12 protein-coding genes and 1 pseudogene are annotated in these 11,808 nt (G+C 59.4%); 9 read left to right on the top strand and 4 right to left on the bottom strand.

The genetic code is table 11. The features are described from left to right. Position 1 precedes the first annotated feature (1 nt). Entirely contained in the window at positions 2–277 is a 276-nt protein-coding gene (locus NW820_RS05390) for a hypothetical protein (RefSeq protein ID WP_414406893.1), read from the bottom strand. A gap of 236 nt (positions 278–513) precedes the next feature. Between NW820_RS05390 and NW820_RS05385 the strand changes: the two genes are divergently transcribed. The 3 genes from NW820_RS05385 (at position 514) to NW820_RS05375 (ending at position 3,555) form a co-directional block, all read left to right on the top strand. After that, the gene (locus NW820_RS05385) at positions 514–1,317 is read left to right on the top strand and encodes a prohibitin family protein (RefSeq protein WP_414343102.1); all 804 of its coding nucleotides are present in this window, start codon (positions 514–516) and stop codon (positions 1,315–1,317) included. 80 nt (positions 1,318–1,397) lie between these two features. Next, positions 1,398–2,336, top strand: coding sequence for a prohibitin family protein (locus tag NW820_RS05380; protein WP_414406892.1), 939 nt, complete (start codon positions 1,398–1,400; stop codon positions 2,334–2,336). Between the two features lie 193 nt (positions 2,337–2,529). Next, the gene (locus NW820_RS05375; protein ID WP_414406891.1) at positions 2,530–3,555 is read left to right on the top strand and encodes an HD-GYP domain-containing protein; all 1,026 of its coding nucleotides are present in this window, start codon (positions 2,530–2,532) and stop codon (positions 3,553–3,555) included. On the opposite strand, the gene NW820_RS05370 is transcribed toward NW820_RS05375, so the two are convergent. Beyond that, complete coding sequence (locus tag NW820_RS05370) at positions 3,533–4,162, bottom strand: ComF family protein (protein WP_414406890.1); 630 nt, start codon at positions 4,160–4,162, stop codon at positions 3,533–3,535. The two genes, NW820_RS05375 and NW820_RS05370, sit on opposite strands and share 23 nt — an antisense overlap. Positions 4,163–4,434: 272 nt before the next feature. Between NW820_RS05370 and rpsL the strand changes: the two genes are divergently transcribed. The 6 genes from rpsL to dapB all read left to right on the top strand — a co-directional run bounded on the left by rpsL (position 4,435) and on the right by dapB (position 10,358). Next, a complete protein-coding gene (gene rpsL / locus NW820_RS05365) occupies positions 4,435–4,842 on the top strand; it encodes a 30S ribosomal protein S12 (protein ID WP_011432553.1) in 408 nt (135 codons plus the stop codon). A gap of 83 nt (positions 4,843–4,925) precedes the next feature. Continuing rightward, positions 4,926–5,396: a 30S ribosomal protein S7 gene (gene rpsG, locus NW820_RS05360; RefSeq protein ID WP_011432554.1), complete on the top strand. Its 471-nt coding sequence runs from the start codon at positions 4,926–4,928 to the stop codon at positions 5,394–5,396. 153 nt (positions 5,397–5,549) lie between these two features. Then, the gene (gene fusA, locus NW820_RS05355; RefSeq protein WP_011432555.1) at positions 5,550–7,673 is read left to right on the top strand and encodes an elongation factor G; all 2,124 of its coding nucleotides are present in this window, start codon (positions 5,550–5,552) and stop codon (positions 7,671–7,673) included. Between the two features lie 31 nt (positions 7,674–7,704). Continuing rightward, positions 7,705–8,934 carry an elongation factor Tu gene (tuf, locus tag NW820_RS05350; RefSeq protein WP_414328727.1) on the top strand — a complete coding sequence of 410 codons (1,230 nt, stop codon included), beginning with the start codon at positions 7,705–7,707 and terminating at the stop codon, positions 8,932–8,934. Between the two features lie 124 nt (positions 8,935–9,058). After that, a complete protein-coding gene (gene rpsJ, locus NW820_RS05345; RefSeq protein ID WP_414406889.1) occupies positions 9,059–9,376 on the top strand; it encodes a 30S ribosomal protein S10 in 318 nt (105 codons plus the stop codon). Positions 9,377–9,497: 121 nt separating this feature from the next. Continuing rightward, a complete protein-coding gene (gene dapB, locus NW820_RS05340; RefSeq protein ID WP_414406894.1) occupies positions 9,498–10,358 on the top strand; it encodes a 4-hydroxy-tetrahydrodipicolinate reductase in 861 nt (286 codons plus the stop codon). Here the strand turns inward: dapB and NW820_RS05335 are convergent. Both NW820_RS05335 and NW820_RS05330 read right to left on the bottom strand, forming a co-directional pair. Beyond that, entirely contained in the window at positions 10,355–11,272 is a 918-nt protein-coding gene (locus NW820_RS05335; protein WP_414406888.1) for a methylenetetrahydrofolate reductase, read from the bottom strand. The two genes, dapB and NW820_RS05335, sit on opposite strands and share 4 nt — an antisense overlap. A gap of 77 nt (positions 11,273–11,349) precedes the next feature. Next, positions 11,350–11,808: pseudogene (locus NW820_RS05330) on the bottom strand (hypothetical protein); the annotation flags it as partial.

The raw sequence follows: 11,808 nt of genomic DNA, 5'->3' as shown, positions 1-11,808 counted from the left end.
CCTACACCTGCAGCGGTTCCCTGAGACAAGCGGGCAGTTGCCAGCACATCTCCAGCCAGCTTTTTAGCTCCTCAGGTTGGCCCATGAGGCTCATTTCCACCAGCAGAATGGCGGCTCGGTCGGCGGCTCCTTTGGATCCCAGACGAATCAAGGCAGACAGGCTTTCTTCCCGCCAGCAGACGGATACCCCCTGCCGGATCAAGGCCCGGGCGGCAACGGGGATGCACGAGAGTGGCACTTGGATGTCCCGCCGCTCGTAATCGGGAATGGACAGCATGAACGGCAACCCAAATCTTTATTATGTCTTAATCTTCTTCTCTTTTCGCCTGTCCGTCACGGGTCTTTGCAAAGTATGAAGTGATCTTTTGTGAACTTTGTAGAGAACTCGACATCGTTGCGAATAGTGGGAGAGAAAGACAGGGATCCCTGTAGAAGGCTTAAAAGATAGCGGCGATTTCTCGGCCTCATTTCCCCACAGCCGCGAGAATGGCTGCATGCGCAGGAGATGGGGAGATGCGAGCAGAAGGTTGGGAAAGGCGAGTTGGTCGCTGGTTGCCCAAGGCCACCCTTGCCGGAGCCGTGTTGATCCTGGTGGCGATGGGCAGGCCGCTGCGACTGGTGGGCAACGGAGAAAATATGGTGGTGTTCACCTGGGGAGGGGGGGTGAGCCCGATGGCTTTGCAGCCAGGTCTGCATTGGGTGCCGCCTTTTGTCTCTCGCACGGTGATTTTTGATGTAAAAACCCAAGCTCTGACCTGGAAAGACAACGACCCGACTGCCTACGCGCCGCGGCTGGTGGCCCTTTCTCAGGATGGGCAGCAGATTGCGGCTGAGGCGACGCTGCAGTTTCGCATTGTGGACGCCCCCAAGGTCTATACGCAACTGGGGGAAAATTACCTGGATCGCATCGCTCCCATTGTTCGGTCGGTCATTCTGAATGAGACCAGCGGCTTTTCTGCCCAGGCTCTGTATTCCACGGAGCGCCCGCTGCTCCAGGGCCAAATCCGCGAACGGGTGGCTCTTCTGCTGAAGGAATACGGCATCGAGGTTTTGGATTTTCTGCTGCGGGATGTGGATTTCGATCCTGATTTCGTAGCGGCCATTGAGGCAAAGACCATTGCCGAAAATCAACTGGCGCAAAAGCAATTTGAGATCGAGCAGGCCCGCCAAGATGCCCGCGCCATCATTTCTCAAGCTGAGGCAGAAGCCGGTCAATTGAGAGCCAAAGCACAGGCCCTCACCCAAAATCCGCAGTACCTAGAGGTGGTCAAAGCCGCGGTACTGGGATCCCGTCTGGAAACTTTGATCACCAAATAACTCAACAGGAAATCAATCCTTTTAGCCTGTCCCCAATTTCCTCAGCTCTTCTCACCGACCCTAAAACGGGAGCAGCCGCCATGTATCCAACAGGAGAAGCACCCCAAAGCAGAGTGGGTTGGTTAACCGTAGGAGGGATCGCCGTCTTGGCGGCCCTGGGAGTGCTCCGCGCTTGCCTGTACGTCACTTTGCCCGGACATGCCACTGTAGTTTTCAATACCTTTTCCGGGTTGCAGAAGGGGCGGGTGGAACTGCCAGGGGCCATCTTCCGGATCCCGGGGATCGAAACGCCGATCACCTACACCGTGCTCACCCGCGTTTGGGAGTTTACCAACAACCCCGCCTCGGCCAATGCCATCAGCAACGCCATCACCGTGAACACCGCCGATGGACAAGCCTTTGCCATCGATGTGGCCATTGCCCTCAAGCCCAACCTCGCCACTTTGGACGAGCTGCACGCCAGCATCGGCGAGAACTATCTTTCCACGGTGGTGGTGCCAGTGGTGCGCTCCAAAATTCGGGATATCTCCGCCTCTTTCGATTCGGAAAACTTCTACCGGAAAAGCCAGCGGGCCGCCATCGAACAACGGGCTCTGGACTTGATCCGCCAAGAGATGCCCACCGTCAACCGCGACGGCCAAACCTTGCCTTTGGTGCAGGTGGAGGGCCTGTTTCTGGGCAACCCTGACTTTCCACAAGCCCTGCGAGATTCCATTGAACGCAAACAGGTAGCCTCGATTACAGCACAGACGGCGGCAGTACGGGCGCAGATCCAGGAAAAAGAGACGGAGCGACTGTTAATCCTGGCGGCGGCCAACCAGCGGGCCATCGAGCTGAAAGGACAAGCGGCAGCGCAGAACGCGCAACTGGCGGATCTGCTGTTCTACGAGAAGCTGCAAGAGCGCATCCAAAACCCGACGGGCTCGCTGCCCCCTTTGCGCATCATCCGCGTCGAGGGAGATGCCACCGTGTTTCTCAATGTGGATCCCCATCAGGCAGCCCTGCAAAGAGGGCAGTAGGTTCAGCAAAGTTGCGGAGTACAGACTTAAAAGTCTGAGTATAAAGTGTGTCCAGATGTGAAGGCGAAGGGATGTCATTCGAGTTCGTTGACATCCTACCGCCAGGAGTCTGGGCTGGGATCCCTCGTAGAGTTGCGCCGAATCCAACTCAGGGGGAAAGCTCGTACTCGATGCAAGGCTAGGTTTTACCACCATGAACTCCCGCCTGACTCACACCCCCTTTCCCCGTCTAAACCCGAAGCTGGCGGAGGCGGATCATGTTTTGGTGGTGGACGATCAGGCCAGCAGCCGCCTCTACATCGGTGAGCTGTTGCGGTCGGCCCACTTCCGCGTGAGCGAGGCCACCAACGGCGAAGAGGCTTTGGAGGCTGTGGAGCGGCTTCGGCCAGACTTGGTGCTGTTGGATGTGCTGATGCCGAACATGAGCGGGTTCGATGTCTGCCGGCAACTGAAGGCCAATGAGCTGACCCGCCTGATCCCCGTTGTGCTGATCACTGCCCTGACCGACCGCTCCAATCGCCTGATGGGGATGCAGGTGGGGGCCGACGACATTTTGACCAAGCCCTTCGATCACGTGGAGCTGCTGGCGCGGGTACGCTCATCCATCCACCAAAAGCGCTTGAACGAAGACCTGGATCACGCCGCCAAGGTGTTGTTTGCCATTGCCCGCGCTGTGGAGAGCCGGGATCCCACCACGGGTGACCATTGCGAACGCTTGGTGGTCATGGGGGAACAGTTTGGCCGTTACTTGGGGCTGTCTCGTCAACAGATCAAGGCCCTGCGCTGGGGCGGCTACCTGCACGACATCGGCAAAGTCGGGATCCCGGATGCGATTTTGTGCAAGCAGGGCAAGCATACCCCGGAAGAATGGGAGATCATGAAATCCCATGTGTTGATCGGCGAAGACATTTGTCGGGGCTTGCGCACCATGCAGGATGTGCTGCCGATCATCCGCCACCACCACGAGCGTTGGGATGGCAGCGGCTACCCGGATGGGCTGGCAGGCGAAGAGATCCCTCTGTTGGCCCGCGTCTTTCAGGTGATCGACATTTTCGACGCTCTGACCTCTCCTCGCCCCTACAAACCGGCCCTGACCGCCGAACAGGCCCTGGAAGTGCTGCGGGAGGAAACCCGCAAGGGCTGGCGGGATCCGAACTTGGTGCGCGAGTTTTGTGACTTTATGTTTGTTACGGCCTTTAATCTGCTGGAGGCGGGATAGGGGCTAGGGTTCCGGGCCAGGCTGGACAGGCAGCTTTTGGGGTTTGGGCGACGACAACTACTCCGGCCACCGGGATCCCGGCAGCGGCCAATACCTGCTGGGCGGCTTGCACAGTAGAGCCGGTGGTGTAGATGTCATCCACCAGCAACACCGGTGTGGCCGGAACTTGTTTCAGGGCAAAGGCCCCGGCCAAGTTGTGCTGTCGTTGCAGCGGGTTGAGCTCATGTTGAGCCGCTGTGGCCCGCACCCGCACCAGAGCCTCAGGCCAATGTCTCAGACCTGTCCGCTGGCAAAAGGCTTGGCTGATCAAGGCGGCTTGGTTGTAGCCCCGCTGCCGCAGCCGCTCTGCATGCAGAGGGATGGGCACCACCGTGTAGGCCCCAGGGGAGCCTAAAGAGGTGGACTGGCTTTCGACCCAACGGGATCCCAGCCATTCTCCCAAAACCGAGCCAATGCGCCGTTGTCCTTCGTACTTCAGGCAATAGATGGCCCTGCGCAGCGCCCCCCGGTGGATCCCCCAGGCGTAAAGTGGCCAAGGCGAGGTGGTGACTGGCCAAGTGGCAAGGCGCTCCGCCTGCAACCGCCTTTGACAGTCTTGACAGAACACGGCCTTGGCAGGGCGCCGGCAAAGCGGACATGGAGGCACAATCCACCAATCTAACCAGCCCATCGTCTGCTAGGGATCCTTTCTGGTGTGCAGAGTCTCCTAAAAAGCTGAGGCAAGGGGGGAACGAGGCCGAAATTCAGACTCGGCCAGGCTAACAGCCCAGCAGTCCATCCCCAAGTTGACGCTGGGATCCCGCCTTGCTAGGATTCAATATCGCCGGATAATTCAACCGGATAATTTAAAATTTAAGCCGTGACCTTCTCTGCCAGCCCATGCCCACCATTCAGCAACTGATCCGTGAGGAGCGCAGCGTTGCCGCTCGCAAGACCAAGTCTCCTGCCCTGAAGGCTTGTCCACAGCGGCGGGGGGTTTGCACCCGAGTGTACACGACAACGCCCAAAAAGCCCAACTCGGCCCTGAGAAAAGTGGCTCGCGTTCGCCTCACTTCCGGCTTTGAGGTCACTGCCTACATTCCTGGCATCGGCCACAACCTGCAGGAGCACTCTGTGGTCATGATTCGCGGTGGGCGGGTTAAGGATTTGCCCGGCGTGCGTTACCACATTATCCGGGGCACCCTCGACGCTGCAGGGGTCAAAGACCGCAAGCAAGGCCGCTCCAAATACGGGGCGAAACGGCCCAAGCCGGGCCAAGCTCCAGCCGCCGCTGGCAAGAAAAAATAGCTTTGCCCTCACCCTCAACCCTCCATATCCCACTCGTCATCTTTCTTTCTGCCATCCCCATCTGAACAAGCAACCCAGCTCCTATGTCTCGCCGCAACCGTGCCCCTCGTCGTGATGTGCCCCCGGATCCCAAGTATGGGAGCCGTCTGGTTACCATGCTGATCCGCAAGTTGATGATGAGGGGTAAGGCATCCCTGGCTGCCAGGATCCTCTATGAAGCTCTGGACATTGTGCGGGAGCGCACTGGCCAAGACCCACTGCCCTTGCTGGAAAATGCTGTTCGCAACGCCACCCCACTGGTGGAGGTGAAAGCCCGCCGGGTGGGCGGAGCCACTTATCAGGTGCCTGTGGAGGTGAGAGGAGAACGGGGCACTTCCCTAGCGCTGCGCTGGTTGGTGACCTTTTCGCGCACTCGTCCAGGTCGCACCATGGCCGCCAAGTTGGCCAATGAGCTGATCGATGCAGCCAACGAAACCGGCAGCGCCATTCGACGGCGGGAAGAGGTGCATCGCATGGCCGAGGCCAACAAGGCCTTTGCCCACTACCGCTACTGAACTAGCCTGGCGGAGCAGTGGAGACTTTTGGGATCCCTGTTCTGCCCAGCCCGAGTTCCAGCGAGGTGGAGAAAAATCGGCAAAAAAGATTAGAATTGTAAAGGATTTTTTAGTTTGCCCAAGTCGCAGGGCGACGAGGATTGGGAGGTTGACGTGGCACGCACAGTTCCCCTAGAACGAGTCCGAAACATCGGCATCGCGGCTCACATCGATGCTGGCAAGACCACGACCACAGAGCGGATTCTCTTCTACTCCGGTCTGGTGCACAAAATTGGCGAAGTTCACGACGGAACTGCGGTCACCGATTGGATGGCCCAGGAGCGGGAGCGGGGCATCACCATCACCGCTGCGGCCATCACCACCCGTTGGACTAAGCGGGATCCCGCAAATCCTTCCCAGCCCCTCTCCGGCGCACCGGAGTACACCATCAACATCATCGATACTCCTGGGCACGTCGATTTCACCATTGAAGTTGAGCGCTCCATGCGGGTGCTGGATGGGGTGATCGCCGTCTTTGACTCGGTGGGCGGCGTGCAGCCTCAGTCTGAGACCGTCTGGCGGCAAGCCAATCGTTACAATGTGCCCCGCATTGCCTTCGTCAACAAAATGGATCGCATGGGGGCCAATTTCCTCAAGGTTTACAACCAGATCCGGGAGCGCCTCAAGGCCAATGCTGTGCCCATCCAACTGCCCATCGGTGCCGAAGACGGGTTTTGCGGCATTGTTGACTTGGTGCGGATGCAAGCCCGCATTTATATGGATGAGATCGGCAAAGACATTCGTCCGGCCCCCATCCCTGAGGAGATGAAAGATCTCGTGGCAGAGTATCGGGCCAAGCTGGTGGAAGCAGTGGCCGAGACGGACGAAGCTCTGATGGAAAAGTACTTCGCCGAAGAAGATCTGAGCGAAGCCGACTTGATGGCGGGTCTGCGCAAAGGCACGATCAGCGGCCAAATTGTGCCCATGCTGTGTGGCTCTGCCTTCAAGAACAAGGGAGTCCAGATGCTGCTGGATGCGGTGGTGGATTACCTGCCCTCGCCTGTGGATATTCCGGCCATCAAGGGGGTGCTGCCAGATGGCTCAGAAGTGTCCCGCCGTGCCAGCGACGATGAGCCCTTCTCCGCCCTGGCCTTCAAGTTGATGAGTGATAAGTACGGGGATCTCACCTTTATTCGCGTCTACTCGGGGGTGTTGACCAAAGGTACTTATGTGCTCAACTCCACCAAGAACAAGAAGGAGCGAATTTCGCGGTTGGTGGTGCTGAAGGCCGATGAACGCTTGGACGTGGATGAGCTGCGGGCAGGAGATCTGGGAGCTGTGGTGGGCCTCAAGGACACCACCACCGGAGACACCCTCTGCGACGAAAATGCGCCGGTGATCCTGGAGTCTCTGTTTATCCCAGAGCCGGTGATCTCAGTAGCGGTAGAACCCAAAACCAAAGCCGATATCGATAAGCTCTCCAAGGCCCTGCAGGCCCTGGCCAAGGAGGATCCCACCTTCCGCGTGTCTGTGGATCCCGAGACCAATCAAACCATCATCTCTGGGATGGGCGAGCTGCACCTGGAGATCTTGGTGGATCGGATGCTGCGGGAGTTCAACGTAGAAGCCAATGTTGGCAACCCACAGGTGGCCTACCGCGAAACCATTCGCAAGCCGGTCAGCCGCGTGGAAGGCAAGTTTGTTCGCCAGAGCGGTGGCCGCGGCCAGTACGGCCATGTGGTTATCGACCTAGAGCCGGCGGAGCCGGGTACAGGGTTTGAGTTCGTTTCCAAAATTGTGGGTGGCGTTGTGCCCAAGGAATACATTGGGCCGGCTGAGCAAGGGATCCGAGAAGCCTGCGAATCCGGTGTGCTGGCGGGCTATCCCCTGATTGACATCCGCGCCACCCTGGTGGATGGCTCCTACCACGAGGTGGACTCCAGCGAAATGGCCTTCAAGATCGCCGGTTCGATGGCTCTGAAGGAGGCTGCTCGCAGGGCAAGCCCTACCCTGCTGGAGCCGATGATGAAGGTCGAGGTGGAAGTCCCTGAAGCCTTTGTGGGGGATGTCATCGGGGACATCAACGCCCGCCGCGGCCAGATGGAGGGGATGAATACAGAAGGCGGCATTACCAAAGTCAATGCCAAAGTTCCCTTGGCGGAGATGTTTGGCTATGCCACCGACATTCGCTCCAAGACCCAGGGTCGAGGCACCTTCACGATGGAGTTCAGCCACTACGAGGAAGTTCCTCGCAGTATCGCCGAAGCCATCATTGCCAAAAACAAAGGAAATGAGTAGCTGACTGAAACCAAAAAGGAAGTGACGATTCATGGCACGCGCTAAGTTTGAACGCACCAAACCCCATGTCAACGTTGGCACCATCGGCCATGTTGACCACGGCAAGACCACCCTGACGGCTGCCATCACCACCACCTTGGCCGCTTTGGGCCAGGCCACAGCCAAGCGGTACGATGAAATCGACGCAGCGCCAGAGGAAAAAGCTCGCGGCATTACCATCAACACCGCCCACGTCGAGTATCAGACTGCCAACCGTCACTACGCCCACGTGGATTGTCCCGGCCACGCCGACTACGTGAAGAACATGATCACAGGCGCGGCTCAGATGGATGGGGCCATCTTGGTGGTGTCTGCAGCTGATGGTCCCATGCCCCAAACACGGGAGCACATCCTGTTGGCCCGTCAGGTAGGGGTGCCCAGCTTGGTGGTCTTCCTAAACAAAGAAGACATGGTGGATGATCCAGAGTTGCTGGAGTTGGTGGAGCTGGAAGTGCGGGAGCTCCTCTCCAAATACGACTTCCCCGGCGACGACATCCCCATCATTAGAGGATCGGCGCTGAAAGCTCTGGAACGGATGACTGCCAACCCCAAAACCCAGCGGGGCGAAGATCCTTGGGTGGACAAAATCTATGAGCTGATGGATGCGGTAGACTCCTACATTCCCACGCCGGAGCGGGATGTGGACAAGCCCTTCCTGATGGCTGTGGAGGATGTCTTCTCGATTACTGGTCGGGGCACGGTGGCCACGGGCCGGATCGAGCGGGGCCGCATCAAAGTGGGCGAAACGGTGGAATTGGTGGGCCTGCGGGAAACTCGCTCCACCACCGTTACCGGCCTGGAGATGTTCCAGAAAACCCTCGACGAAGGGATTGCCGGCGACAACGTTGGTGTGCTGTTGCGGGGCATTCAGAAGAACGAAGTGGAGCGCGGCATGGTGCTGGCCAAGCCCAAGACCATTACTCCTCACACCAGCTTCGAGTCTGAGGTGTATGTCCTCAAGAAAGAAGAAGGAGGTCGCCACACGCCGTTCTTCGCCGGCTATCGTCCCCAATTCTACGTGCGCACCACCGATGTAACCGGCACCATCTCTTCCTTCACGGCTGATGACGGATCCCAGCCGGAGATGGTGATGCCCGGCGACCGCGTCAGGATGACGGTGGAGCTGATTCAGCCCATCGCCATCGAGCAGGGGATGCGCTTTGCCATTCGCGAGGGTGGCCGTACCGTCGGAGCGGGTGTTGTCTCCAAGATCCTGAAGTAAGCTGCTTTTTCTCGGCAGGGATTGAGTGCCGACGGCCCCAGACCAACTCAGTTGCGATAGTGGCGCGGAGCACTTTCCCTGCCAGCTTTTTTGAGTCCCCCTTTTTCTGGATTGCTCTCCGGCCATGCCTACCTTGACTCAACAGAAAATTCGTATCCGCCTGAAGGCTTACGATCATCGGCTGCTGGATACTTCCTGCGACAAAATCGTGGAGACGGCTCGTCGTACCGACGCCGTGCCGGTTGGCCCGATTCCTTTGCCTACTCGGCGCCGCATCTACTGTGTGCTGCGCTCCCCCCACACCGACAAGGACTCGCGGGAACATTTTGAAACCCGCACCCACCGGCGCATTATCGACATCTATTCCCCCTCTTCCAAAACCATCGATGCTCTCATGAAGCTGGATCTGCCGGCAGGGGTAGATATCGAGGTGAAGCTGTGATGGATCTGCAGGGATCCCCCGCTTTCGCAGTCATTTCGTAGAGCTTGGATGAGGGCAGCAGCGGGTGACAACATCGGTTGATCCGGTCGATCGCGATAGTGGTGCAGACCCCTCTCAGGGGTTGGCAACTCCAGGAGCGGCCCAATCCCCCATCCCGGTTTTGGTGGTGGGGGCCCTGGGCAAAATGGGGCGGGAGGTGGTGCGGGCCGTTGCCCAGACGCCCGACATGACCCTAGTGGGGGCAGTAGCCCGCTCGCAATTGGGCTTGGACATTGGCGAGGTGCTGGGCCTGGGATCCCTGGGGGTGGAGATTACCGACGACCTGCCGGGGCAGTTGCTGAGGTTGTCGCAGCGCAGCAGCCGCGGCGTGATGGTGGACTTTACCCATCCTCGGTCGGCCTTTGAACATGTTCGCTCGGCCATTGCCTTTGGCGTACGCCCGGTGGTGGGGACGACGGGCCTGACGCCGGAGCAGGTGGAGCGGCTGCGGGATCTGGCGGACAAGTCGGGTGTGGGCTGTTTGATCGCGCCCAATTTCGCCATCGGCATGATTTTGCTGCAGCAGATGGCCCTGCAGGCGGCCCAGTATTTTGACCACGTTGAGATCATCGAGCTGCACCACAACCGCAAAGCGGATGCCCCCAGCGGCACGGCTCTACAGACGGCACAACGGCTGGGACAATTGGGCAAAACCTTTAACCCGCCCGTTCGCGACAGCGGGACGGAGTCCTCAGTGGAAGAAAAAGAGCTGATCCCCGGTGCGCGGGGAGGGATCCCCGGCCCCAACATCCCCATTCACAGCGTTCGTCTGCCGGGGTTGATTGCCCACCAGGAGGTCATCTTTGGTGGGATGGGGCAAACCCTCACGTTGAGACACGACACCACGGATCGGATAGCTTTTATGCCGGGAGTGATCCTGGGGATCCGCAAGGTGCTGCAGCTTCAAGGTTTGGTCTACGGGCTGGAGCAGGTCTTGAGCTAGTGGGTCAGGGGAGGGATCCCGGCCTCATCCAGGATGCGGGGGATGAGGTGCTCGGCTTTGACGGCCATCAGATGCACCCCGTGGCAGATTTGGCGGGCCTGCCGCACCTGTTCGGCGGCAATGCGGATCCCTTCTTCGAGGGGGTGGGCGGCGTTGGCCAGCCGCCGGATGATCCCGTCTGGGATCTTCACTCCTGGCAGGTTGCGGTTGATAAACTCGGCATTTTTGGCCGACTTGAGCAAAAAGATGCCGGCCAAAATGGGCTTGCCGGCGGGACGGCCCAACTTATCCATGAAGCGCTCCAGTTGCTCAAAGTCGGTAACCATCTGGCTTTGGAAAAATTGGGCCCCGTTTTCCAGCTTGCGGTGGAAGCGCCGCTCCAGGCCGGAAAAGCTGCCCGATTGGGGTTCTACTGCTGCCCCCGGCAACAGATGCGTGCCCCCATCCGGGAGAGGTTTGCCGTTGCAATCGAGGCCATTGTTCAGCCGTTGGATAAGCTGCAGCAAGCGCACCGACTCCAGATCGAATACGGGGCGGGCATCGGGGCAATCGCCGATGTGGATGGGATCCCCGGTGAGGGCCAACACATTGCGCAGGCCGAGAGCTGAGGCCCCCAACAGATCCCCCTGGAGGGCCAGGCGGTTGCGATCTCGACAGGCCAACTGCAGGATCGGTTCAACACCCGCCTGATGCAACAGCACCGAGGCCGCCAACGGGCTCATGCGGGCCATGGCTCGGTTGGAGTCCGTGATGTTGATGGCATGCACCCGCCCCTTGAGCTGCTGGGCCAAAGACAGCAGGGTGCTGGTGTCGGATCCCTTGGGGGGGGTAATCTCGGCGGTGAGCAGAAATTCCCCCCGCTGGATGGCCTGGGCGAAGCGGGACAGGGGAGGTGATGAGGGGATCAGGGCCACAATTCCTGAAGGAAAGGTAAAACGGCTGGCTTATTATCGACTTTTCCGGGAGGTTTTTCCAGACAGGGCGCCCTTTCTCAGAGCTTGGGCGAGGGAAGGGGGCTGGGCGGGGGCTGCACCCGCATTTCCCCCAGCCATATCTGGGGATCCCCCTGTTGCAGATGCTGCCGCCAATCTTGTGCGGCTGCAGGAGGGATCCCGTCCGGGCTTAAAGTCCAGCTCCAGCCGATCACCTGAGGCCAGCGCTGCGCCTCCAGACCTTCCAGCAGCGGTTGAGAGGTTGCTGAGCCCGGAGCCGGCCCGCGGATCACCACAGGCACTTCCGGGTTGAGGGCCTCAAGGCGGCGGTACAGCGGTTCAAAAGCGGCGGGATCCCCCGTTACCTGTAGGCTCAGCCAGTCCATCCCAGGGAAGTTAGCCCAGGCGGACACGGCCTCTGCATCTTCTCCGTCCAGCTCCACCACCCAGAGCAAATTGGCCGGGGACTCCGTCCCGCTAACGCGAACAGAGCGCAGGGTTTGCATCAGGTGTTGGTA

It is taken from the genome of Synechococcus sp. R55.7 (assembly GCF_047461955.1).
GTDB lineage: Bacteria > Cyanobacteriota > Cyanobacteriia > Thermostichales > Thermostichaceae > Thermostichus.
The sequence above is the reverse complement of the archived record's forward strand: the minus strand, read 5'-3'. Positions and strand labels throughout refer to the sequence as shown.